The 25,054-nt window shown below is 49.2% G+C and carries 20 protein-coding genes and 1 riboswitch; of the genes, 3 read left to right on the top strand and 17 right to left on the bottom strand.

What is annotated here, in order from left to right:
- Nucleotides 1-172: 172 nt before the first annotated feature.
- The 7 genes from KNO94_RS04360 to gatC form a co-directional block, all read right to left on the bottom strand.
- Nucleotides 173-2,119 carry a GmrSD restriction endonuclease domain-containing protein gene (locus KNO94_RS04360; RefSeq protein ID WP_214777790.1) on the bottom strand — a complete coding sequence of 649 codons (1,947 nt, stop codon included), beginning with the start codon at nucleotides 2,117-2,119 and terminating at the stop codon, nucleotides 173-175.
- Nucleotides 2,116-3,423, bottom strand: coding sequence for a DUF262 domain-containing protein (locus KNO94_RS04355; RefSeq protein ID WP_214777788.1), 1,308 nt, complete (start codon nucleotides 3,421-3,423; stop codon nucleotides 2,116-2,118). The genes KNO94_RS04360 and KNO94_RS04355 overlap by 4 nt, the downstream gene beginning before the upstream one ends.
- A 428-nt stretch (nucleotides 3,424-3,851) precedes the next feature.
- Entirely contained in the window at nucleotides 3,852-5,216 is a 1,365-nt protein-coding gene (gene rlmD / locus KNO94_RS04350) for a 23S rRNA (uracil(1939)-C(5))-methyltransferase RlmD (protein WP_214777786.1), read from the bottom strand.
- 55 nt (nucleotides 5,217-5,271) lie between these two features.
- On the bottom strand, nucleotides 5,272-6,270 hold the full coding sequence (locus KNO94_RS04345; RefSeq protein WP_214777784.1) for a diacylglycerol kinase: 999 nt from the start codon (nucleotides 6,268-6,270) through the stop codon (nucleotides 5,272-5,274).
- A 63-nt stretch (nucleotides 6,271-6,333) separates the two neighbouring features.
- The gene (gene gatB / locus KNO94_RS04340; protein WP_214777782.1) at nucleotides 6,334-7,764 is read right to left on the bottom strand and encodes an Asp-tRNA(Asn)/Glu-tRNA(Gln) amidotransferase subunit GatB; all 1,431 of its coding nucleotides are present in this window, start codon (nucleotides 7,762-7,764) and stop codon (nucleotides 6,334-6,336) included.
- Between the two features lie 12 nt (nucleotides 7,765-7,776).
- The gene (gatA, locus tag KNO94_RS04335; protein WP_214777780.1) at nucleotides 7,777-9,219 is read right to left on the bottom strand and encodes an Asp-tRNA(Asn)/Glu-tRNA(Gln) amidotransferase subunit GatA; all 1,443 of its coding nucleotides are present in this window, start codon (nucleotides 9,217-9,219) and stop codon (nucleotides 7,777-7,779) included.
- Between the two features lie 11 nt (nucleotides 9,220-9,230).
- The gene (gene gatC, locus KNO94_RS04330; RefSeq protein ID WP_012727041.1) at nucleotides 9,231-9,521 is read right to left on the bottom strand and encodes an Asp-tRNA(Asn)/Glu-tRNA(Gln) amidotransferase subunit GatC; all 291 of its coding nucleotides are present in this window, start codon (nucleotides 9,519-9,521) and stop codon (nucleotides 9,231-9,233) included.
- A 214-nt stretch (nucleotides 9,522-9,735) separates the two neighbouring features.
- Here gatC and KNO94_RS04325 point away from each other — a divergent pair, with 214 nt between their 5' ends.
- Complete coding sequence (locus tag KNO94_RS04325) at nucleotides 9,736-11,439, top strand: methyl-accepting chemotaxis protein (protein ID WP_214777779.1); 1,704 nt, start codon at nucleotides 9,736-9,738, stop codon at nucleotides 11,437-11,439.
- A 39-nt stretch (nucleotides 11,440-11,478) separates the two neighbouring features.
- On the opposite strand, the gene KNO94_RS04320 is transcribed toward KNO94_RS04325, so the two are convergent.
- From KNO94_RS04320 to KNO94_RS04310, 3 genes are all read right to left on the bottom strand, one after another.
- Nucleotides 11,479-12,840 carry an alanine/glycine:cation symporter family protein gene (locus KNO94_RS04320; protein ID WP_214777777.1) on the bottom strand — a complete coding sequence of 454 codons (1,362 nt, stop codon included), beginning with the start codon at nucleotides 12,838-12,840 and terminating at the stop codon, nucleotides 11,479-11,481.
- 469 nt (nucleotides 12,841-13,309) lie between these two features.
- Nucleotides 13,310-13,747, bottom strand: coding sequence for a thioredoxin-dependent thiol peroxidase (gene bcp / locus KNO94_RS04315; protein WP_074036111.1), 438 nt, complete (start codon nucleotides 13,745-13,747; stop codon nucleotides 13,310-13,312).
- A gap of 13 nt (nucleotides 13,748-13,760) precedes the next feature.
- The gene (locus KNO94_RS04310) at nucleotides 13,761-14,564 is read right to left on the bottom strand and encodes a hypothetical protein (protein WP_214777775.1); all 804 of its coding nucleotides are present in this window, start codon (nucleotides 14,562-14,564) and stop codon (nucleotides 13,761-13,763) included.
- Between the two features lie 171 nt (nucleotides 14,565-14,735).
- Between KNO94_RS04310 and pruA the strand changes: the two genes are divergently transcribed.
- Nucleotides 14,736-16,280 carry an L-glutamate gamma-semialdehyde dehydrogenase gene (pruA, locus tag KNO94_RS04305; protein ID WP_214777773.1) on the top strand — a complete coding sequence of 515 codons (1,545 nt, stop codon included), beginning with the start codon at nucleotides 14,736-14,738 and terminating at the stop codon, nucleotides 16,278-16,280.
- Between the two features lie 38 nt (nucleotides 16,281-16,318).
- On the opposite strand, the gene KNO94_RS04300 is transcribed toward pruA, so the two are convergent.
- The 6 genes from KNO94_RS04300 to KNO94_RS04275 all read right to left on the bottom strand — a co-directional run bounded on the left by KNO94_RS04300 (nucleotide 16,319) and on the right by KNO94_RS04275 (nucleotide 22,207).
- Nucleotides 16,319-17,554 carry an HD domain-containing phosphohydrolase gene (locus KNO94_RS04300; protein WP_214777771.1) on the bottom strand — a complete coding sequence of 412 codons (1,236 nt, stop codon included), beginning with the start codon at nucleotides 17,552-17,554 and terminating at the stop codon, nucleotides 16,319-16,321.
- A 115-nt stretch (nucleotides 17,555-17,669) separates the two neighbouring features.
- Complete coding sequence (gene ribH, locus KNO94_RS04295) at nucleotides 17,670-18,134, bottom strand: 6,7-dimethyl-8-ribityllumazine synthase (RefSeq protein WP_214741849.1); 465 nt, start codon at nucleotides 18,132-18,134, stop codon at nucleotides 17,670-17,672.
- A gap of 4 nt (nucleotides 18,135-18,138) precedes the next feature.
- Nucleotides 18,139-19,314: a GTP cyclohydrolase II gene (gene ribA, locus KNO94_RS04290; RefSeq protein ID WP_214778282.1), complete on the bottom strand. Its 1,176-nt coding sequence runs from the start codon at nucleotides 19,312-19,314 to the stop codon at nucleotides 18,139-18,141.
- The gene (gene ribE / locus KNO94_RS04285; RefSeq protein ID WP_214777769.1) at nucleotides 19,314-19,955 is read right to left on the bottom strand and encodes a riboflavin synthase; all 642 of its coding nucleotides are present in this window, start codon (nucleotides 19,953-19,955) and stop codon (nucleotides 19,314-19,316) included. Before ribE ends, ribA begins: the two co-directional genes overlap by 1 nt.
- A complete protein-coding gene (ribD, locus tag KNO94_RS04280; RefSeq protein ID WP_214777768.1) occupies nucleotides 19,955-21,019 on the bottom strand; it encodes a bifunctional diaminohydroxyphosphoribosylaminopyrimidine deaminase/5-amino-6-(5-phosphoribosylamino)uracil reductase RibD in 1,065 nt (354 codons plus the stop codon). Before ribD ends, ribE begins: the two co-directional genes overlap by 1 nt.
- Nucleotides 21,020-21,171: 152 nt before the next feature.
- Nucleotides 21,172-21,314: riboswitch (FMN riboswitch) on the bottom strand.
- An 80-nt stretch (nucleotides 21,315-21,394) separates the two neighbouring features.
- Complete coding sequence (locus KNO94_RS04275) at nucleotides 21,395-22,207, bottom strand: undecaprenyl-diphosphate phosphatase (RefSeq protein ID WP_214777767.1); 813 nt, start codon at nucleotides 22,205-22,207, stop codon at nucleotides 21,395-21,397.
- 453 nt (nucleotides 22,208-22,660) lie between these two features.
- Here KNO94_RS04275 and KNO94_RS04270 point away from each other — a divergent pair, with 453 nt between their 5' ends.
- A complete protein-coding gene (locus KNO94_RS04270) occupies nucleotides 22,661-23,302 on the top strand; it encodes a homing endonuclease associated repeat-containing protein (RefSeq protein ID WP_012727053.1) in 642 nt (213 codons plus the stop codon).
- Between the two features lie 45 nt (nucleotides 23,303-23,347).
- On the opposite strand, the gene KNO94_RS04265 is transcribed toward KNO94_RS04270, so the two are convergent.
- Entirely contained in the window at nucleotides 23,348-25,027 is a 1,680-nt protein-coding gene (locus KNO94_RS04265) for a sensor domain-containing diguanylate cyclase (RefSeq protein ID WP_214777766.1), read from the bottom strand.
- Between the last annotated feature and the right edge of the window lie 27 nt (nucleotides 25,028-25,054).

Below are 25,054 nucleotides of genomic sequence, written 5' to 3'. Positions count from 1 at the left end.
GGCTGTTTGCAAAAAAAGCCCCCGATTGAATCAATCGAAGGCATGTTACATTCATCTTATTCTACTTTTTCCAACCAAGCTACCGTCTCGACATGAATTATTCGCTTTACATTATACAAAATGACGGAAGACTTTCACCTTTACATCTCGCACCCTAAAATAAGCAAAAAGCTCAATAGATGTATTCGTTTAGCAGTTGCAACATATCGCTTTCCATTTCTAAAATTTCATCACGTTTCGTTTCATCCCAAACACCAAAATTCTTGCTTCTTATCGCCATCATTTGTAACTTCAGACTTTGAGTCGAAAAAATATTTCGCCAATTTTCAAGTTTGGCAAGTGGATCAAGATTACCGAATGAAGAATTCTGACTAGCCACGATCAAACATAGATTCCCGAAGCAGTGTAGCAAATCATCAGACATTTTCGATTTTCCTTCGGTTACGTTTGGATTTTGCGGATACCAATGCTCAATTGAACGTCTATATGTAAAGTGGAAATCATCAAACTTGATGGTAGTATAGTCTGATTTCAACTTTTGTCTGTTTTTCCATAACACATAGTCGGTTAAGTTAAAAGCATATACAGGCACAAAATGATCGTACCTTAAACTGTGAGCATCAAGTTCGCTATCGTTACATATTCTTTCTTTTGCAAATTTCTTAGACATAGACTCCAGAAAGGTAGAGAATTTTTTACCGAAGTCAGTCTCATTTAACTCGTCTGCATGTTCGAATAAAAATTTGAGCGTTGAATATAGCCATTTAGTATCTTTATAAGCTGTAAATGTGACCGCAAACATTGATTGCAACATCAATATTTCGTGATTATTGGTCGAAAAAGAATTTTTATCAAATCGCGTTTGGACATATAAATGCCCTCTCGCTTTTTCGTTCTTGTCTTCGCGATAGGATTTTTGTAGAAACCATTCTCCCTCTTTGCGCCTATTAGTCGTTTCAAGAGAATTCCGGATGATCAAATTATCAAAAATAAATTTCGCTTTCAGTAAATTTTCCCCGAATCTCAGTATCCATCGACTATCTCTTGAAGATACTTGAAAAGCTGATTTCAGTTTTTTATCATCCAAGTGGATTGAGTCCTCTTCTACATGATCAGTCAAATACAAAACATAATAAAGAAATGTATTGAAATTCACAATACATCGATATTTATTGGAATTCTCGTTCTCTATAGACTCCACATCTGCATCAGCACTATTCATCGACGTTTCGTCAATGGCGCTAATGAGCGATTTTTTATTTTCCTTGTTAACGACCATTTTTGAATAGATATTTTTAAGATTATATCCATACCTCCAAGAATTCTTTCCTGGTTCATATTCACTCCACTCGCAATTAAATACTTTTTCTCGTTCTTCGTCCGCATCTGATCCCTTTGTTTTTTTATTGAAAAACTGAATACAAGGGGTTTCGAATTCGGAACAAGCATCCCAAACTTTAGCGAATTTTTGAACTTTGGCAAATGCGACTCCTTCTGCAACAAGTCGTTGCATTAGCTCAGCTTTTATAATTTCATGATATTCCAATTGTTCACCGCGTGAATTGAATCGTTCGAAATAGAGTTTAACATCTAAGTTTTCAGGCATCTCACTAATAAAAATTTTCACATTTCGGAAAAGGTATCGATAGAATGTTTCAATTGAAATGTTTCGATAGTCATTAGAACCTATATGTTCTTTCAGAGCGCTCACTGTTTCATCATAACCACGACATAATTCATTGCCTGACGTTTCTTCAGTTATGCTCTCGTTTAAAAATAAACTTTTTAACGTAGCATTAGATTCTTTTCGTGCTGAAAAGCACAAATTGATTTTTTTAACGAACTTTGTGGAAGGAGCATATTCATTTTGAATCGCAAGAGCAATCAGGAGTATAGAAGTAAATCGCTGTTGCCCATCGATGATCGAGTATTCATCCCCATCTTTACTTACGACGAGAGTGCCTATAAAATACTCGGAACGATTTTCTTTGATCGAATCGAGTACATCTATTATCAGTTGTGTGATTTCCACGTCAGTCCACGCAAAATTCCGTTGATACAGTGGGACTGAATAGCTAGTACCATTCAGTAAATCAAATATAGATAGAGGATTGTTCACCTTTTCGTCTCCTGATTAAGCTTATTTACAATGTCCGAAGCAGTTAGATTGCCAAGTAAATCAGTATCAATTCGGGCAACAAATTCACGTGGAGTAGCCGAAACTGCTAATTCTTGAAACAGCTTCTGACTTTTTTTCTTTTGGAATGTTCCGCTCGCTGCATAATTTGCGAGTGTGGTATCGTATATTGCTTTTGCAGCAGTTCTTGGATAAAACGCCCAGACGAAAATCTTCTCACACGTTTCTCGGTCGAGCGCTTCCGCTCCAAAACGATCTATAAATGTTGCGAGTAGGTTAGTGAATAGATTGATGTTTCTGGAATATTTGCTTTTCTTGCTGTTCAGGATCTCTTGAAGTTCATCTGAAAGAAAGCCATCTATTATACTGTCCTCATAGAAATTATTTTTGAAAAGGTCATATGAGAATTCGATAAAATCAAAGAAGGCACTCCCATTAATTATTGGCATACAAATCGAATTAGGGAATCCAATTTCGTGGTTAAGTAATTCTTCGTATAACCGCAAGTAGGGATATGACGAATTTTGAAGATCAACGCCCTTGAAATCATCAATAAAACGCTCAGTGAATTTTAGTTCATTACCATACTTTTTTCGAGACAAGCCTGAATCACCGTTTACCCAACGTCTTATTCTAAATAAATGCTTGTCAAATAAATCGCGAAGATTAAATTCTTTGTCATTAACAAATTCTTCCCATTTTTCGATGGTACGTTCTGTCGGATCTTTAATTGATCGTAAATGATAGGCTTTCAACAAATCGTGAGGTTCTAAGGCCTTGCCACGGTTATTTTGGGAATCAAACAGCTGAAAAGCTTCTGTTAATCCTTCTGATGGCATCTCGATGACAGAAACTTTGCAATGATTCATCATAAAGTTGCTGATTACGTCGACTTCTTCTTTCGAAATTAATCCACAAAGAATACGCCATTCATCGTAGTTTTCTTTTGCATGAAGCTGTGAGGCGCCTATGTAATTTGCGTTTAATAAGTTACTAGCACCATCAGGCAAATTGTCTTTTGCAGCAAAGTACAGAAATAATGAAATTGAAATCAAACGTTGCTGTCCATCCACGATGTCTATATTTTCATTGTCTTTATGATGCAAAATGATTGAGCCGATTCGATATTCACTCACGTTCTTATCAATAGCTTCTCGTATATCATAAAAAAGGTTGCGAATATGCCTACGTTCCCATTTATATGGTCGCTGATACTCTGGGATTTTAAGATGTCCATTTTGCAGAACTTTTCCTATTGATTGCACTGAAAAGATAATTTTACTCATCGTTCGTCTCCATGTGGATTCAATTTTTTTAATAAACGTTCATTCATTGTTTACTACTTTAAACGCATCAATCATTACGTGCTTCTGTCCCTTTATCGTGTATTATGTAGAAAATCATTCTATTCTTTATTATCGACAAGTTGCATAGAATGATGCGCTAGAAAGAAGATATTATTTGATATGCGTCTATGAAAGGTAATTTTTGGTGGCATTCTATATCCATTTCTTTGATTCTTCACTCATTTGTTTTTCCCTTTAAATAACGCACCAGCATAAACATCAACTCTTTTTACCAAGTAGTGATGTCCTTCCACACGGTAAGAAGTTTTCTGAATACATTTCCGATGAATAAATAAAAAGAGGTTTTTAAAGTCTTGAGTCCATCCCAAAACCTTAAAAACCCCTTATCTACCATGTACTTTTCAAGCTTACTTTTCAAATTTCTCCATCCACGCCACCGTCTCCACATGCGCCGTATGCGGGAACATGTCGACCGGTGTCACTTCCATCAAGCGATAACCACGGTCGGCGAGGTAACGCATATCGCGCGCCTGCGTCGCGACGTTACACGAGACGTATACAATTCGCTTCGGTCCCATCTCGACCATCGTCTCTAGGAACGATTCGGCACAGCCTTTTCGTGGTGGGTCGACGACGATCACGTCCGGATCCACGCCATCTTTCTTCCACTGTGGAAGCACATCTTCTGCTGCACCACATGCGTACGTCACATTGTCGATCTCATTGACGAGCGCATTTTGTTTCGCATCCTCAATCGCTTCTGGAACGACTTCAACACCATACACGTGCGCCGCCTTCCGAGCGAGGAATAGACTGATCGTCCCGATACCGCAATAGGCATCGACGACTTGTTCCGTACCTGACAGTTGTGCGTACTCTAACGCCTTTCCGTACAACTTCTCCGTTTGGACCGGGTTCACTTGGAAGAACGAGTGCGGAGAGATCGTGAATGTGAGTCCTGCAATCTTATCCTCAATCGTCTCGTGGCCGTAGAGCAACTTGTTCGTCGCCCCGAGGATGACGTTCGTCTTGTCCGGGTTGACGTTTTGCATGATTGACGTCACGTCTGGAAGACGCTCGACGATATCGGCGACAATCTCATTCACGCCTTTTAGCTTCGTCGTCTTCGTGATGAGGACGATCATCAGTTCACCCGAATGGTACCCGTAACGGGCCATGACGTGACGGATGACCCCGCGTCCTGTCTTCTCGTCATACGCCGGCACACCGCGAGCATCCAACACATCACGGACGATTTGGATCGCCTGATCATTGCGCTCATCTTGAATCAAACATTCATTCATCTCGACGATGTCATGGGAACGAGGACGATAAAAGCCTGAGACGAGACGGTCCCCTTCTTGTTTGAACGGGACTTGTGCCTTGTTGCGGTAGCGCCAAGGTTCTGGCATGCCAATAGTGTCATGGACCGGCACGTCGAACTGACCGAGACGCTTGAGCGCATCGACGACGCGTTCTCGTTTCTGGCGAAGTTGCCCTTCATAACTGAAATGTTGTAGCTGACAGCCGCCACATTGATAAAAGATCGGGCACGGCGGCTCGACGCGGTCGGCGCTCGCTTCTTTCACGTTCAACAATCGGGCGAACCCGTACTGCTTGTTCGTCTTCGTCACGACGATTTCGACCATCTCTCCCGGCAACGCGTTCGGCACGAACAGCGTATAGCCGTCAACACGGGCCACACCCGCCCCTTCGTGGGTCAGGTCGTGGACGTGGACATCGAGACGATCATTCTTTTTCACTGGTAGCATACGAATGCTCCTTCCATTGCAAATAGGAATGACTGATGTCGTCATTCCTATCTTTTCACTCTGCTTTATCGAGCGAAACATTGAACAATTGCTTGATCATCTGTTCGCGTTCATATTGTGCATTCAAATCTTCCATTTCGCGGATTCGGGCGTTCGGTGCGAGCACCGTCAAGTGACGGAATAAGTTCCGCATCTCACCTGTGCACTCCCCGCCATACTCGCCATCGATGTTCAGACTCATCGGCTCGGTCGTCTTCATCCGGACGCGGCTCGTCTTCACGTGCTCGACGAGTGAGCTGGATAAGTGCTCACCCCGAAGGAGAAGGCGGACGACATGGATGAATTCGAACAAGTTACATTTCCGTAAAATGAACAGGTCGAACAACCCGTCATTCAACGACGCGTGTGGTGAGATTTTTTCAAATCCACCGACCGAGTTCGAGTTCGATGTAAGGAAGACCATGACTTCGCCTTGGAACGTCCCTTCATCGTGCTCAAGTTCGATGTACGTCGGTTTGATGAGTGGAAGTTTCTCCATTCCCTTCACGTAATAGGCGAGCTGTCCGAGTGCCGTCTTCAACTTCGATGGCACCTCATATGAGAGTTCAGTCATGATACCGCCGCCGGCGATATTGATGAAATAGTGGATGTCACCTTTCTCGCCTTCGATTTCCCCGAGGTCGACCGGCATCTCGAACCCGTCACAGATGACGTCGAGTGCACCGACCACACTTAGTGGGATCCGCATCGCCCGAGCGAAGTCGTTCGTCGTCCCGACTGGAATGAGTCCAATCGTCGGTCGATTCTCAAGCGGGGCGAGCCCGGAGATGACTTCGTTCAATGTCCCGTCTCCACCTGCGGCGATGATGAGGTCGAACTCGGCTTCTGAGGCCCGTTTTGCTTCGAGCGTGGCATCACCAATCGCTTTCGTCGCATACGTCGACGTCTCATAACCCGCATCCTCGAGGCGGTTCAAAATGTACGGGAGTTCCCGTTTGATCACTTCTTTACCAGATGTCGGGTTATAAATGACCCGCGCACGTTTCCGTTGCATATTGATTCTCTCCCCTGTGCTCAACTCGAGCGAAAAGCGAGACACAAGTGTCTCGCCGCCTGCTTAGCGTTTTGCCATCTCTTCGTGGAACAAGCCATCGAGGAGTGCCGGGTTCGCCATCCCTTTCGTCTGTTTCATGATTTGGCCGATGATGAAGCCTTTCGCACGGTCTTTCCCGTTCTTGAAGTCTTCGATCATTTGCGGGTGTGCCTCGAACAATTCGAGGATGTAACCACGTAACAAGTTCTCGTCCGAGATTTGGGCGAGACCGTTCGCTTCGACATACGCTTTCGGCTCAGCGCCTTCTTCCATCATCGCCGTGAAGACACGCTTCGCGATTTTCGATGAAATCGTCCCTTCCGCAATCAAGCGGATGAGCTCAGCGAGTGATTCCGGTGTCAACTTCATCGTCTCGACCGTTTCATTCGTCTTGTTCAAGTGACCGAGCACTTCACCCATGAGCCAGTTCGCTGCCGCTTTTGGCTCCGCTCCAGCCGCTGTCGTCGCTTCGAAGAAGTCTGAGAACTCACGCGTTGACGTGAGGGCTTTCGCGTCGTATGCCGAGAGACCGTATTGGCTCATGTAGCGTTCACGACGTGCTGCCGGCATCTCTGGAATCGTCGCGCGGATGCGCTCTTTCCATGCCTCATCGATTTCGAGACGGACGAGGTCCGGTTCTGGGAAGTAACGATAGTCCGCTGCTCCTTCTTTGACACGCATGAGAATCGTCTTTTTCGCCGCTTCGTCGTAACGGAGCGTCTCTTGACGCATGACGCCACCTGAGAGAAGCAATTTGCGATGACGCGTTTCTTCATAGTCGAGTGCCTTCAAGACGTTTGAGAACGAGTTCAAGTTCTTGAGTTCCGTCTTCGTACCGAACTTCTCCTGTCCGAATGGACGGACCGAGATGTTACAGTCACAACGAAGTGAACCCTCTTCCATCTTGACGTCCGAGACGCCAGCGAATGAGAGGACTTCTTTCAAGCGCTCGAGGTATGCGACCGCGTCTTTCGGTGAGCGCATGTCCGCTTCACTGACAATCTCGATGAGCGGTGAGCCGGTCCGGTTGAAGTCGACGACCGAGTGTTTCTCGCCCGTATGGTTCATCTTCCCGGCATCTTCTTCCAAGTGCACGCGCTCGATGCGGAATCGTTTGATCTCGCCGTCCACTTCGACGTCGACGTGACCGTTCGAACCAATCGGTTTATCGAACTGAGAGATTTGATATGCTTTCGGCGTATCTGGGTAGAAGTAGTTCTTCCGGTCGAACTTCGTATCTGTCGCAATCTCACAGTTGAGTGCCATTGCCGCCTTGATGGCGAGGTTGACCGCTTCTTCGTTCAATTTAGGCAAGACGCCCGGGTGTCCAAGACAAATCGGACACGTCTGTGTATTCGTTTCGGCACCGTAAGTGCGTGAGCAGCCACACCAAATCTTCGACTTCGTGCTCAGCTCGGCGTGCACCTCGATCCCGATGATCGTTTCAAAGTTCATCGTACGTCCTCCTTAGAGCTGTGGCATCTTGAAACCGCCGTTTGCTTGTTCAAAAGCATGGGCCACGCGGTAAAGTGTTGATTCATCAAAGTAGTTCCCGATAATTTGAAGACCGACCGGGAGACCTTCTGAAAGACCTGCCGGAACTGAGATAGCCGGGATACCGACCAAGTTGACCGGAATCGTCATGATATCGTTCGCGTACATCGTGAGCGGATCGTCGAGCTGTTCACCGAGTTTGAACGCTGTCGTCGGAGCGGTTGGTCCAACGATGGCATCATACTCTTCGAACACTTTCGCGAAGTCCTGCTTCATGAGGGTACGGACTTGTTGGGCTTTCTTGTAGAACGCATCGTAGTAACCAGAGCTGAGGGCATATGTTCCGAGCATGATCCGGCGTTTGACCTCGTCCCCGAACCCTTGTTCACGCGAATACGTGAACACCTCGTCGAGCGTGTCCGCTTCGGCGCGACGTCCGTAACGGATGCCGTCGAAACGAGCCAAGTTTGAAGAGGCTTCTGATGAGGCGAGCAAGTAGTACGCCGAGAGGGCATACTTCACAGACGGAATCGAAACCGTCTCGATCGTTGCACCGAGAGACTTGAGCGTCTCGATCGCTTGTTCAATCTGTTCACGGACGCCAGGTGCGACACCTTCTGCCATGAACTCTTCCGGAAGTGCGAACTTCATGCCCGTCAAATCCTGGTTGAGCGCTGCCGTATAGTCCGGCACCTCGACCTCAGCCGACGTCGAGTCCATGTCGCAATGACCCGCAATCGTATTCAATAAGTAAGCATTGTCTTCAACGGTACGTGTGAGCGGACCGATTTGGTCAAGTGAAGACGCGAAGGCGACGAGGCCGAAGCGTGAGACAAGACCGTATGTCGGCTTCATCCCGACGACACCACAATATGCGGCTGGTTGACGAATCGAACCACCCGTATCCGAACCGAGGCTGAAGAGGACTTGCCCAGCTGCGACCGATGCCGCTGAACCGCCTGAAGAACCTCCTGGTACACGTGTCGGGTCCCATGGGTTACGAACCGGCTTGAATGCCGAGTTCTCGTTTGATGAACCCATGGCGAACTCGTCCATGTTCAACTTCCCGATTGTGACGGCTCCGGCGTCATGAAGACGCTCGACGACCGTCGCATCGTGTGCAGGGACGAAGTTCTCGAGGAACGTCGAGGCACATGTCGTCCGCATCCCTTTTGTGACGATATTGTCTTTCACACCAATCGGCATCCCGAAGAGCGGGTTGTCTGATGTTTTCGCAAGTTCATCCATACGTTTCGCTTGCTCGAACGCTTCTTCATTGAGTGTCAAGAACGCACCGATTTGATCATCCGTCGCTTCGATGCGATCGAACGATTCTTTGACGAGGTCCGTGACCGTGACTTCGCCTTCTTTTAATAACGTATGCAGTTTCGCTACACCGTGGTCAAATAAACTCATGAAAGGCCTCCTTACTCAAAGACCGCAGGGACACGGACTTGACCGTTCTCCCAGTCAGGCGCCATCCGTTCGACTTCCTCACGTGGAAGCGATGGACGGACCTCGTCTTTGCGTAGTACGTTTTTCAAATCTAGGGCATGGGTCGTCGGTTCGACGCCCGTTGTATCCAGCTCATCGAGTTGCTCGGCGAACTCGAGAATTTTTGTCAATTGCTCCGTGAAGTGCGTCACTTCTTCATCTGTGATCGCAAGTCGGGCAAGTCCGGCGACGTGCCGAACTTCAGCTTCTGTAATACGAGCCAAAATTCCCACCTCCAACAGTTTTCAATACATCGTTCATTATCATACCACTTTTTCATAAGACAAAAAAGAAAATCTATCTTGTGAGAAAATGTCTCCTTTTTGAGAAACTAGGGAAATCTTCCCTGAATATTGACCCGCTTTCGAAATCAGCTATACGGTCGGTGACGAATTCTGATTATGCTAAAGATAGAAAAGATTCGTAAGGAGGGATCGTATGTCGATCCGGAATAAACTGATCACTGCGTTTAGCATCATGTTTGTGCTACTTCTTGGTGTGAGCGGTTACTCTTGGTATGCCTTGAACGCATCAAAAGCAGCCCAGGAGGACATGACCGTCTCCTGGGTACCAGGAATGGACCAAATCCATCAAGTCGATAAGCAATTGCTTGAAATTCGCCGTCATTTGATTCGTCACGCACTCGTCGAGGACGCGGTGACGAAACAAAATATCGAGCGAGACATTCAAGCATCCGTCGCCATCTTAGAACAACGGATGGACGGCTATGAAGACACGATTATCATGGAAGAAGATCAACAGCTCTTCGATCAAGCAAGTTCTGATTGGGCCAACTTCCAAACCGTTATGACTGAACTCATCCGTATTTCTAACGAAGAAGGAACCGCTGCCGCTGAAACGTATATTCGCGATACAGCGGATGCAAGCGCTGACACGCTCTCGAACTCTCTCGGTCTACTCGTCAACTTGAACCGGGAAGAGATTCAAACGGATACGGCAGCAGCTGCCAAGATGTTTGAGCAAGTACAACTCACACTATTCATCGTCCTCGGGGTCGCGGCTGTCATGACGATTCTCATGATGCTCTTCATCTTCCGCTCCATCTTTGAACCACTCAAAGAGTTCAAGACGAAGATGCGTGAGCTCGCCACGAGCGAAGGCGATTTGACGACGTCAATCCCTGTGAAGCGCCGCGACGAGTTCGCCGGACTCGCACGCGACTTTAACCAGTTCATCGCCAACTTGCGTCAGTTGATTCTTCAAGTGAACGACGTGACGACTGGTGTGTCAAAACAATCAACCCATATGTACGAAGAGTTGAAAGAACTTGATACGTACATGACGACGACCGCTGCGACGACAGAAGATTTGACCGCCGGCATGCAACAGACGGCGGCGAGCGCTCAAGAGATGAACGCCTCCGCGTCGGATATGGAGCGAACGATTCAACATATCGTGACGATGGCCGATGAACGGAAAGACGAAGCGAGACAAATCGATGAACGTGCCCTCTCTCTCAAGTCACATGCGGTGGAAGCGAAAGAAAACGCCATCAGCGTCCTTAAATCGACCCGTACGAACTTGGAGAAAGCGATGCAAGATGCGAAAGCCGTGCGTGAGATTGCGACACTTACGAACGACATTCTCGATATCGCCGCACAGACGAACCTGTTGTCACTCAACGCATCGATTGAAGCGGCTCGTGCCGGAGAGGCCGGACGCGGATTCGCCGTCGTCGCCGACGAGATTCGAAAACTCGCCGAAACGAGCCGGACGACCGTCGAACGCATTCAAGTCATCTCGACGACCGTCCTTCATTCGGTCGATCATTTGAATGAAAGCTCAGGACAGATGCTCCACTTCCTCGACACGAACGTCTTGAAAGACTATGACCAACTCGAAGAGGCAGCCGGACAATATAGCGAGGACGCAGGACGCTTTGAAACGACCGCGACCGAGTTCGCCACTGCCGCCGGAGAACTTGAACAACTGACGTCGAACATGATTGGCGTCATTCAGGACGTCGCGACGACCGTCAACAACGGTGCGCTCGGTACGCAAGAAATCGCCGAAAAAGTGACGATGTCCGTCGAACGGTTCGCCGAGTTAAACCATGCGACGGAACAGTCGCAACAAAAGATGGAAGAACTTGATTCACTGATTCGCCAATTCAAGGTATGACAAAAACCCGTCGGCACATGTGTCCGACGGGTTTTCTCATCAAGCGGCAGATTGCGCCACTTCTTTTTTTCGTTCGAGTTCGAATCGTTTCGTCTCGGCGACAACGACACCTGAGAGGAACAAGAGTCCAATCAAGTTCGGGATCGCCATGAGACCGTTGAACACATCCGAGATGGACCAAATCAAATTCAAGTTCGTCGTCATCGCACCGAGTCCTGCGACTAAAATATAAAGGACACGATACGGGACAATCACTTTTTCCCCAAGTAAATAATACGCTGAACGTTCGCCGTAATAGCACCAACCGAGAACGGTCGAATAGGCGAAGAAGACGAGCGAAATCGTCACGATGATTTCACCGATCGGTCCTAAGAAGTAAGCGAACGAGGCTTGCGTCAAGGCAATTCCTTCAAGCCCTTCCGTATATTGACCACCCATGACAATCGTGAGTCCTGTGATGGAACAGACGATGAGTGTGTCGATCAACACTTGTGTCATCGAGACGAGTGCTTGACGTCCCGGGAAGTCGGTCTTCGCTGCCGCTGCCGCGATCGGTGCAGATCCAAGCCCTGCCTCGTTAGAGAACACACCGCGCGCGACCCCGTAGCGAATCGCGGCACCTAACGCCCCCCCACCGATGGCTTCGGCACTAAATGTACTCGAGAACATCGTCGACAAGGCACCCGGTACCAATTCCAGGTTCATGATGAGAATCACGAGCCCACTCCCGACATATGCGAAAATCATGAACGGAACGAAGATTCCGACGACTTTCCCGATTGATTTGACACCACCTAAAATGACGAATGCCGTGACCGCCATCATGACGATCCCTGTCACAACCATTGGGACGTTGAACGAATTGTTCAAGGCGAGACTGATCGAGTTCGTCTGGACCCCGTTCCCAATCCCAAAGGCTGCGACCGATGCGAATAAGGCAAACAATATGCCGAGCCACTTTTTCTTTAGACCGTGTTCTAAGTAATACATCGGTCCACCGGCAATCTCACCTCGTTCATCGACGACACGATATTTGACGGCAAGGATGGCCTCGGCGTACTTTGTCGCCATCCCGACGAAACCAGATAACCACATCCAAACGACAGCACCCGGTCCCCCGAGGACAATCGCCGTTGCGACACCAACCATGTTTCCCGTACCGACTGTGGCCGCTAAAGCCGTCATGAGTGCTTGGAAATGAGAGATGTCCCCTCGTTGCTTTTTCTTCGGTTGTTCTTGTTTTGGGATAAATGCCTCTTTCAGACCGACCCCAAGTCGCGTCACTTGGATAAATCCGAGACGGACGGTCAGGAAGATTCCTGTCCCGACGAGTAAGATAAGTAAATGTGGCCCCCAGACGAGATTCGATAAACTCGCCAGCCAACTTTCAATTTGATTCACAGTGTTGCTCTCCTCCTACGTTCTTGATTTGAGCGCTCTCCCTTTATTTTTCAGAACATTCACAATCGAGTCAAGGTACACCGCCTAAAGAAAGCGTTTTCAATACGTTATATAATTGTAATATTTTCCCTGAACCCTTATTCTTAAAAGCTTCTTAAAATTTATTTCGAAATATGATTGTAATATATCTTAGAATCCATAAACAGCGATTTTACAATCCATACGAATCGTTGATCGTTAGACTGTACCTCAACGAGAAATCGATTCGTCGCGAAAGAAAAAACCGCTCGTGGCGGCTTTAGAGCAATGACCAAGTACAGGTTGGCGAGACTCCTGAGGGAATAGCAAGCAGCGACCGAAAGTTGCGATGCGGCTCACTGCTTGCTCCTAGGAAAGCGAGCCGTGCCTAACTTGGGCACAAAAAAGACTGTAGACGCATAGTTTGTCTACAGCCTAAGGCCAATTCGTTTTACGAACGAATGGCAGCCACGACTTCTTCGACGTGACCTTTCACTTTGACGTTGCGCCACTCTTGTTCGATATAGCCGTCCTCGTTGATCAAGAAAGTCGAACGGACGATGCCGTAATATTCTTTCCCGTAATTTTTCTTCAACTGCCAGACGCCGTAAAGCTCGGACACTTCATGTTCCTCGTCCACGAGTAAATCAAATGGGAGGTCATTCTTGGCGATAAAGTTTTGATGTTTCTTTTGACTGTCGGCCGATACCCCAAGGACGACCGCGCCTTCCATCTTCGGCAACGCATCGCGGAAATCGCATGCCTCGGTCGTGCAACCAGGTGTCGAATCTCGAGGATAGAAGTATAAGACGACTTTCTTACCGAGATAGTCCTTTAATGAAACCATCTCTCCGTTTTGGTTCGGTAATGAAAATGTTGGTGCGAGCATCTGCTGTTCCTCCTTAGCCAAACGATGGGTCGACAAGTTGTTCGTCATAGCCATCGATCGCTTCTTCTAATTTTGTCTTTAACGGGTCAAGCACTTCGATATACTCGACTGGATCTTCCGTTGCAGCCGCTTTTCGGAGCGTCTCCTCGTTATCGGTGTACCACGTCTCATACGCTTTGAAATAGTCGGTCATGATGGTTTGGTTCTCCTCGACCGTCAACGTTTCCGCCATGAGCAGGAAGACGTTATTGTCTGCCTCGAGCGCCATATAGTCCGTCTGTGCGTTGACTTGGTCATAGATCGGACCAGCCTCATCTTCCGGAATCTCGGCGAGACGGGCGTTCGCTTCGGCATTCACTCCGTACTCGTTCGCCTGGACCCCGATGAGCAAATCTCCGACCTCGGCAATCACGTCTTTCGGCAAAGCGGCCGGCGTGATGACGAGTGACCACTCATCCCCTTCCTTCACGGCGACTTTACTGAGTCGGTTCGGGAGCGGATTGCCGTCCGCATCGACCATCTCATGAACAATAAAAGCCACATCCTCATCCTCATTGACCCATCCCTTATAGATGTCACCCGGTGTGAGCTGACGCGTGACGGCTCCAGTCGCCGGGATATCGGTCAAGCGACCGGCATAATCAATTGCGGTCAATGCCTCGGCATCCCCCGATTCAAGCGCCGTTTGATAGTCTTCATATACTTTTGTGACCGCATCCGGCAACGCACGTTCCGTCTCTTTCACTACCGTCTCTTCCTCGTTCCCGCATGCTCCGAGCATGAAGACAAGGAGAAGCGGAATGAACCATTTTTTCATGTTGTTCGTCCTTTCAAAAGCCGTGTTCTCCCCCATCCTACCATGACTCGATTTCTCGCTCCAATGCCATGTGTTTCTGGAAAATTGTTTCACTAGGATTTCTACGATAATTTCGATACAATACAGACGTAAGCGCTTTAACGCTCAACATCACTTTAAGGGGGAACGAGAATGATTCCATACAAACATGAACCATTCACAGACTTTACACAAAAAGAGAATGCCGATGCGATTCAGGCGGCAATCGAGAAAGTGAACGGTGAGCTCGGGAAAGACTATCCGCTCGTAATCGGTGGGGAAAAGGTTACAACGGAAGGAAAAATCACGTCTTATAACCCGGCTAACAAAGAAGAAGTGATCGGTCGCGTCTCAAAAGCGAACCAAGAGCTCGCAGAACGTGCGATGCAAGAAGCACTCACAGCGTTTGACTCATGGCGCCATGTCGACCCAGCTGTCCGCGCCGACGTCTTGTTCAAAGCAGCGAACATCGTCCGCAAACGTAAGCACGAGTTCTCGGCTTACCTCGTCAAAGAAGCGGGTAAACCGTGGAACGAAGCAGATGCGGATACAGCGGAAGCGATCGACTTCATGGAGTACTATGCACGTCAAATGCTCGAACTTAAACCAGGCAAGAAAGTCGAGAGCCGTCCAGGCGAATACAACCGATATGACTACATCCCACTCGGGGTCGGGATCGTCATCAGCCCATGGAACTTCCCGTTCGCAATCATGGCCGGTACAGCGGTTGCGGCCATCGTTGCCGGTAACACGATTCTCTTGAAACCAGCTTCGACGACACCGATCGTCGCGGCGAAATTCGTCGAAGTGATGGAAGAGGCAGGTCTTCCAAAAGGCGTGCTCAACTTCATCCCAGGACCGGGTGCAGAAGTCGGGGACTACCTCGTCGACCATCCGAAGACACGTTTCATCAGCTTCACGGGATCGCGTGATGTGGGACTCCGCATCAACGAACGTGCCTCTAGATTGAACGAAGGTCAAATTTGGCTCAAACGCGTGATCGCGGAGATGGGCGGAAAAGATACGATCGTCGTCGACGAATCAGCCGACCTCGAGCTCGCTGCTCAATCGATCGTGAAATCGGCATTCGGTTTCTCTGGTCAGAAATGTTCGGCTTGTTCGCGTGCCGTCATCGTCGACAGCGTATACGATACGGTACTCGATCGCGTCGTCGAACTCACGAACGAACTCTCTGTCGGAAACACTGAGAAGAACGAACACTTCATGGGACCGGTCATCGATGCAGCTGCCTTCAAGAAAATCACATCGTACTTTGATGTCGCTAAAGAAGAAGGACGCATCGTCGCAGGTGGGAAAGCAGACGATTCAACAGGCTACTTCATCGAGCCGACTGTCGTCGCAGACGTCGACCCGAAAGCGCGTCTCATGCAAGAAGAGATCTTCGGACCTGTCGTCGCTTTCACAAAAGCGAAAGACTTCAAAGAAGCGATCGATATCGCGAACAACACAGAATACGGCTTGACTGGTGCGGTCCTCACACGCGACCGGATGAATCAAGAATACGCTCGCCAAAACTTCCACGTCGGGAACCTTTACTTCAACCGTGGTTGCACAGGCGCAATCGTCGGCTATCAGCCGTTCGGTGGATTCAACATGTCAGGTACGGATTCAAAAGCAGGTGGCCCGGATTACATCCAACTCCACATGCAAGCGAAAACAACATCTGAAACGTTCTAATCAATAAAAGAGACGTTCCCTCGGGAGCGTCTCTTTGTTTAGTGTGCTTTAAATGTCTGATCGAACATGATGGCGATTCCTTCTTGATGGAGCAGGAACAGTTCGAACAAGGTCGGATCGAACGCCCCTTCCATATCTCGCATCGCAAGAATCGCATCCTCATGAGAATAGGCCGGTTTATATGGGCGGACCGTCCGCAGCGCATCATAGACGTCGATGATGGTGACGATTCGTGCGGCAAGCGGGATGTCCTCCCCTTTCAGTCCTTGGTTGTACCCGGTGCCGTCCCAACGTTCGTGATGATACAGTGCGATGTGGTAGGCCATTTGGATAAAATAGTTTTGAGGGAACTGCATCTGGAGATCCTTCAACACTTCGCCCCCGACACGCACGTGATCTTTCATGAACACCCATTCCTGGTCGGACAGTTTATTTGCTTTGAGTAAAATCGCGTCCGGAACCGAGATTTTGCCGATGTCATGGAGCGGTGCCGCGAGTCGAATCCCTTCGATGAAGAGCGGCGTGACGTCCGGATGGTGATGTTCATAAAGAATCGTCGCGAACAACGTCGACAAATCTTGAACCCGCTCGATATGGTTCCCTGTCTCGTTGTTGCGTAGTGCCGACAAACGGAGCAACGTCCGCACGAGTCCTTCTTGATAGTCGATTAATTCTTTTTCACGTTCCGCGAGCACCCGTTGCGCCTCTTCCCGTCCCGCCTCGATTCGGTGACGTTCGACCGCTCCAAGAAGGGCGTTACTGAAATCGAGGAGTGCCTGTTGTTCATATTCCGTGTACGTCCGTTCCGTGACAACCGAGTCGAAGCCGACAAACCCCTGACACGTCTTCCCTTGCATCATCGGGACCGCGAGCAAGCTTTGAATCGATTGGGGCTCAAGGATTCCTCGGACGACACTATTCTCTGGTAAATCGGCGACCCGTGGAATATACATCGTCTCCCCTGCCACATGGGTGTTGACCCACTCGGGCAATACATCGATTGGCACGTCCTGCAGATTGTCTATCTCGGCCGTGATTCCTTCGGCGCACCATTCGAATGTGTTGTGGCAGACTTGATTCGTAAAATCGTAATCGAAGACATAGACGCGGTCGACCGCGAAATAATGTCCGAGCTCGGCTAACGACTGGTCAACCCGCTTTTTGAAATCCGCAATCTCTGTCGTTAAAAAACGATTGAGGAGTGACGAAAGCAGGTGATGGAGCCGCTCTTGTTGTTGTAACTGTAACGTCAATGATTCATGCGAAGTTGCCATGTGCCAAACCTCCCTTATCGTTCAAATACGTGCATTCGTTCCATGCATGTATTTTACCCAATTTTCATCCTAGTTTACCCATTTGAAAAACCGGGTGGTCGCCACCCGGTTTTGATTAGACTTGCTTTAACAGATTGGCCATCTCGATGGCGGAAGTCGCCGCTTCCCACCCTTTGTTTCCTGCCTTTGTACCCGCACGCTCAATCGCCTGCTCAATCGTCTCCGTCGTCAACACACCAAAGATGACCGGTACTTCGGACTGATAGCTCGCCTGGGCGATTCCTTTGGCCGCTTCATTGCAGACGTAGTCAAAATGTGGTGTCGCACCCCGGATGACGGCCCCGAGCGTGATGACCGCGTCATAGTTTTGACTCATCGCCATCTTTTTCGCAACGAGCGGCAGTTCGAATGCACCCGGGACGAACGCAAGCGATACATCTTCTTCCTTCACCCCATGACGTTTCAAGGCATCCTTCGCCCCGTCAAGCAGACGCATCGTGATCAAGTCGTTGAACCGTCCGACGACGATTCCAATCTTTAATCCTTCTCCAACTAAGTTTCCTTCAAATGTATGTGTCATGTCTTCATCCTCCGATATGGTTCATTTTGTGTTGTTTCGTCATCCGATACGATTCGTTCGTTTGATTGGCACCGACATGAATCGGAACACGTTCGACGACCGTGATGCCACATGCTTCGAGCGCCTCGACTTTCTCAGGGTTGTTCGTCATGAGCCGGACACGGGTCACCCCGAGGTCACGAAACATCGCCGCGCTCACCCGATAGTCTCGAAGATCGGGATGAAAACCGAGCGCCTCATTCGCCTCGACCGTATCCAATCCGTCTTCTTGTAATGCATAGGCTCTGAGTTTGTTCAAGAGCCCGATCCCTCGTCCTTCTTGACGCATGTATAGGACAATCCCTGACTCCTGCTCGATTCTCTCTATCGCCGCATCGAGTTGTGGACCGCAGTCACAGCGATACGAGCCGAATACGTCACCGGTCAGACATTCGGAGTGAATGCGAACGAGCGGGACTTCTCCAAGCGTCTCTGTCACGAGCGCCACATGCTCTTGTCGGTCCAATCGATTCTCGTACCCAACCATGCGAAACGCTCCTTTCGAGGAAGGCAGGGACACGTCCGCAACACGTGTGACGAGGTTCGTCTCCATATATCGGACTAGCGCTTCGATGGTGATGAATGCCAGCCCGTGGCGTTCGGCGACTTGAACCAAATCCGGTACGCGCGCCATCTCCCCGTCCTCTCGAATGATTTCACAGATGACCGCGACCGGCTCGCTTCCGGCGAGTCGCGCCAGGTCGACGGACGCTTCTGTGTGACCTCGGCGAACAGAGACCCCTCCTTTTTTCGCAATCAACGGGAACAGATGTCCCGGGCGTTGAAAGTCGGACGGACGGGATGACGGGTTCGCCAGTTCACGAACGGTGTGAGACCGCTCGCTCGCTGAAATGCCTGTCGTCGAATCGACATGGTCGATACTGACCGTAAAGGCGGTACCGTGTGGGTCCGTACTGTTCGTCACCATCGGCGCGAGGGCAAGACGTGCCGCCACTTCTTCTGCGACGGCGCTACAGACGAGCCCCTTCCCTTCCGTAATCAAAAAGTTCATCGTCTCCGGTGTCATCTTGTCTCCGAGTACGACAAAATCTCCCTCATTCTCACGGTCTTCATCATCCACGACGATGATGGGACGTCCTCGTCTCAATTCCTCAATGGCCCGTTCAATCGAATCAAACATTACCATCCCGCCTTTCCGTATCCTTGTTCCGCTAACGACTCGAGCGTCATCTTCGACTGCCCGACGACCTTTTCCATATATTTTGCTAACAGATCACATTCCAAATTGACTAAATCACCCGTCTGTTTCATCCCAAGCACGGTTTCGCTATACGTGTGCGGAATCAATGACAGCGTGAAGCCACGCGCCGATACATCGAACACGGTCAAGCTCGTCCCATCTACGGAAATCGAGCCTTTCGGTACGATGTAAGCCAAGAGGTTGCTCTCGCATTGGATGTCGATATAGACGGCATTCGCGAGCGAACGTTTCTTCGTGATACGTCCGACCCCGTCGACGTGTCCGGATACGAAATGTCCACCGAACCGTCCGTTCGCCGGCATCGCCCGTTCGAGATTGACACGTGTCCCCGGCCTGACCCCATCTAAACTCGACGCCTTCAACGTTTCCGGCATGACATCGACAGAGAACGTCGCGTCATCGAACGTCGTCACGGTGAGACAGATCCCATTGACGGCAATGCTGTCCCCGAGCTTCACATCGTCGAGCACTTTCCTAGCGGATATGACGAGTCGTAAAGACGGACCGTTTCGCTTCATCGCTTTGACCGATCCAATTTCTTCTACGATTCCTGTGAACATCAGAGCGCCCCCTTTCGAAGGACGACTTTTAGGTCGGGTCCAATCGTTTCGACCTGATGAATCGTAAAGCGAGAAATCCCATCGATCTCCCCTTCTTGTTGGGAGCGATAGACGCCATGCTTACCGCCGAACACCCGCGGTGATTGATAGGCGACCCACTCATCAACGTAACCTCCGTCAAGAAGGGATGTGACGAGCGTCGGTCCGGCCTCGACTAACACACGCCCGATGCCATTTGCGTATAGCGTCTCAAGAACTGTACCGAGCGACGTATAATCGAATAATTCGATACCAGCGGCTTGAGCTCGTTCACGTCGCTCCGTTTCGTCTGACGAAGTGAAGAGGAGCACCGGGACATCTTCTGCGGTACGTGCGAGCGTACTGGCGAATGGTAACCTCAGGTCACGGTCGAGCACGACTCGTTTCGGCTGACGCGTCACGCGGTCCAATCGAACCGTGAGCGACGGGTCATCCGCAAGCACCGTACCAATCCCGGTCAAGATCGCATCGACCGTAGCACGAAGTTCATGCACATCATGACGGGCTTCCGGACTCGTCACCCATTGACTCTCACCTGTCTCCAACGCCACTTTTCCATCGAGGCTCGTCGCCGTCTTTAAGATGACGTACGGTCGTTTCGTCTCAAGCGACCGTAAGAACGCCGGATTCAAGGCACGCGCCTCCTCCTCAAGCAACCCCACATCGACTTCAACTCCGGCCGACCGGAGACGCATGATCCCGTTCCCTGCGACGAGCGGGTTTGGGTCTTTCATGGCGACAACGACACGTTTGATGCCCGACTCTACAATCAAGTCGGCGCACGGTGGCGTCTTGCCATGATGCGAGCACGGTTCAAGCGTGACGTATAATGTCGCCCCGTATGTAGCTGCACCTGCCATATTGATGGCGTGTACCTCAGCATGGGGTTCGCCCGCCTTGAGATGGGCACCTAGCCCAACGATGCGACCGTCTTTGACGAGGACGGCACCGACGAGCGGGTTCACACCGGTCTGTCCATCGGCAGATTTCGCCAATTGAATGGCCTGTTCCATGTACTGTTTCATCGTTCTCCCTCCTTTTTCCGCACAAACAAAAGACCCTAAGGAGCGGTCCTTAGGGTCTTGGTGGGAGGGTTTCGTCGAATTTGGGCAAGCCAAATAAACGTTTTCTATACAGAAAAGCGTACGACGAAGCACAGGTCACGCGGACCTGTTTTTTGTTCCTTCTCCCATCCAGACTATACTGTCGGCTCTAGAGTCTCACTAGATCCACCGTTCGCACACGTGCGCCCGGGTCACGGACTTAGGGCATTGGCCCATCACCGCCGGTTGGGAATTTCACCCGACCCCGAAGGAATATTTGTTTGTACGTGTTTACTGTAGCGCAATTGTTTTTATTTCGCAAAAGAAAAAACGCTACTCGTGAGAGTAGCGTCCTGGTTATGCGAGAAAGAGGACGACAAGAAGCCCGACAATCCAGCAATAATATGAAAAATATTTTAATTCGCCTTTTGCCATGATGTGTTGGAACCACTTCAGTGAAATGGCGGTCAGCACATACGAGGCAACGAATGCGAGAATCAACGGTCCAAATAAGTCGCGCGTCTCCGGATTCGTAAACAAGGTCGGTCCGTCCAAAATCATCGTTCCAAGACTGATCGGAATGAACAGGAAGAACGAGAAGCGAAGTGCCGACTCCTGTTTGATTCCAAGGAGCATCGCCATGACGATGGTCGCCCCCGAACGGCTGATTCCGGGAATGAGCGCCACGGCCTGCGCCAACCCGATCAAGACGGCGTCGCGTAGCGTGATGCCTCCATCACCCTTGTTTCCTCGCATATTCCGAATGAACCAAAGGGCGAGTCCCGTGATGATAAGCGTATAGCCGACTGTCGCCACGCCCCCGAGCACCTCTCCGATCCAGTCCCCGAACAGGACACCGAGCACACCGGCTGGAACGGTCGCAACGAGTAGCAATCCGATGAACTTCACATCGATCATCGTTTCCTCCGTGCGGTCTTTCTTAAATAAGAATGTCCAAAGACTCACGATGAGACGAATCACATCTTGACGATAAATTGTCAAAACGGCGAGAAGTGAGGCAAAGTTTACGAAAACTTCAAATGACAATCCCGGTAAGTCGATGTTAAATAGTTCTTGGAAGATAACGAGATGTCCACTCGACGAAATCGGAATAGGCTCTGTGAATCCTTGAATCAAACCGAGCAACGTATAAAATAACCAAACTGTCATAGTGATGATCCTCTTTTCTGTTTTTCACTCAATGCGGCTATTTTAGCAGAATCGGTCTTTCATTGACCAGCCATTAAAATTTTTTTGACGTAATTTCATTATTTGATTGATTAGTCTGAAAATTAAATTTATTATAGAAGGGTACTCATCTGGAGCGAAGGCGATGACCCCAACTCTCCAGTTGGGTACTTTTTTATAAAAATATTACATATTTGGGTGATTAAAACTTTATGTTTACATTTATCACGAAATTCGATTTAATTTGTAATAGAACTGTTACCATTTTTTGAAATTGTCAACTGCGACTTTAGTCCTATCCAATTCTTAGGAATTGTTTAAAATTTTTCAAAATCACGTTAATAAATCCGAAAAACAATCCGATAGTATGATTGTAGGAGCATTTTTTTAATCATTGTCGGTTCAGATTTGAGTCCACGGAAGGAGGAACCATCATTGAGTCAAACGCTATCCACTAAATCCCATCATTTGTCCACCGAACAGCAAAGGATGATCCATTGCATCCGTCTTCTCGGGGACTTGTTGAAAGAACGTCCACGTCGTTCTGTTTACCGTCGCTTCGCAATGGAACAGAATTGGCCGTCTCCTGAGTCAATCATTCGTCAGTTCGGGTCATGGGCTGAGGCACTTGCCATCGCAGGCTATGAATGGCACGGGGAATCAACCGTCGAATTGCCAGACAAAATGCCGAAGTATACACGCGAGGACATCATCGAGACGCTCGCGATTTATTCCCGAGACATGGGCTCGATTATCACCTTGAAGAAGTATCAGCAGTGGCGAAAGCTCCATCCGAAGGCACCGAGCCATTACCATATCGTCAAGACATTCGGTTCGTGGCATGATGCCTGTGCCGAAGCGGGTCTTGAGGCGAGTGTGACCTATTCAAAAACAGAACTCTCAAATGCTCTCCGTGAAGCCATTCAGGAAATGGGCTTCTCGCTCTCATTCGAAGCGTACCGTGAATGGGCAAAACGGAACAACAAACCTTCGACAAAGGCGATCCTGCATCGCTATGGCTCCTGGTCAGCCGCTGTTCACGCGGTTGAATCTGAACTGTATAATACGAACTCATAATCATTTCATACAAAAGGAGGGTCCCCCGATCGGTGGATCCTCCTTTTATCTGACTTCAGTCGACAAATCGTGATAGTGGGCGACACGATCTCGCCCGTTGAATTTTGCCCCGACGTACATGGCCCGGTCCGCATGTCGCAATACCGTATCGAGGTCTTCATACTCATAAATCGTTTCAATCCCGATACTCGCCGTTACGGTGACATGGGTGCCCTCCGTTCCAAAATCATGACGCTTCAGGGCGTCTCGTATCTTCTCACCGACCAGATGGGCGGCCGCCTCGTCCATTCTCGGGAAGACGAATACGAATTCCTCGCCTCCATAGCGCGTCACCAAGTCCGTCGCTCGGACGCTACGAGTGAAGAGTTGACCTGCTTTAATCAATACCTCGTCCCCGAACGCATGCCCGTACGTGTCGTTAATCGATTTGAAGTGATCCAAATCAATCAAGAAGATTGAGAGCGGATAGGACGCGACATCATTCAATCGTTCTTTCGTCCAACGGCGTAGCGCCCGCTGATTATGTAATCCCGTCAACGGATCCGTCAAGCTCTCATGTTGCAAACGGTTGCGTTCGTCGATGCGCTCGATGGACCACGATAACGTTTTGAGTAGACGGTTCACTTCAACCGCAATCGGGGTCTCATATGCCCCGTTGGCTGTCGTTGATACCATACAACTGACCGCCGTCTCCGCTCCCCAAACGGGTTGGATGACGAGCGCCGAATGATGTAATTCTCGTTGTTGCTGTTGCAACTCAGGGTGCCATTCATGGAGTGAGTCGTATACGAAGCATGGCTCGTCCTCATCTTGATAGCGTTCAATCGTAAAGGCGTCTGATACGCTTGGGATGACGCGACCCGTCATATCATAAAACGTCCGTTCTCCTTTTCGGTTGACCTGCAACCAGCCTCGTTCCACTTCGACGATATCACGAAGTCCGTTCCAAAACTTCTCAATCAACAGCTGTTCGCTATCGACACGATAGAGTTGTTCTTTCAACCGTTCTACCTGATCGACTTTTGACTTCGTCTCTTCTGTCTCCGTCGCTTTTGACATCGACATCTTCAAGACCGAGAGAACAAAGAACGTAATGATGAGTCCGACATATCCAAACAAGAGGTAGGCCTCGATGGCAATCATCGTGAACAGGAGTTCAAGTGACACGACGAGCCAATCGAAGCGAATCAGGCGCCACATGATTGGAAACGGGATTCGTTCCCCGACCATAAAGTAAGACAAGGCAAAACTCATCATAAGGACAAGGAATAGAGTCCCCAAAAAGGCTACCATCGCCACTCCTTGCTGCATCAAGTGCACAGGTTCGCCAATCCGTCCTCCGAGCCCGATATACGCGAGTCCTGGCAATAGAACGAGCAGACATTCAATCACCGTATTGAGCGGATAGAAGTGAAGGAATCGTCGGCGTCCTACTCTACGGTTAAAGGCACGGGCCTGAAACGTGAACAGAAGCAACTGCCCCATCAACAGGGCGGGAGCAAGTCCGTATAGGAAGAACGTGATAAAGACGAACATCTCGTGAAATGTGAAATGAAGGTGTCGACGCTTGAGGGGGTTCATGACGAACAGTGCGCCAAGCGTATAAATAAACCAAAATAACGGCCAGTCGAATGAGTCAAGGTGATGTAAAGTCAAATACGTCACACCCGTGAAGACGAACGCCCACGCGAGCCAGCTCCGAACGAGGTACTTCCGAAATTGCATCGTCTTCTCCCCTTTTCTCGTTCATTT

Origin of the sequence: Exiguobacterium sp. s22 (genome assembly GCF_018617455.1) — a bacterium.
GTDB lineage: Bacteria > Bacillota > Bacilli > Exiguobacteriales > Exiguobacteriaceae > Exiguobacterium.
This window is presented reverse-complemented; position numbering and strand designations above follow the sequence as displayed.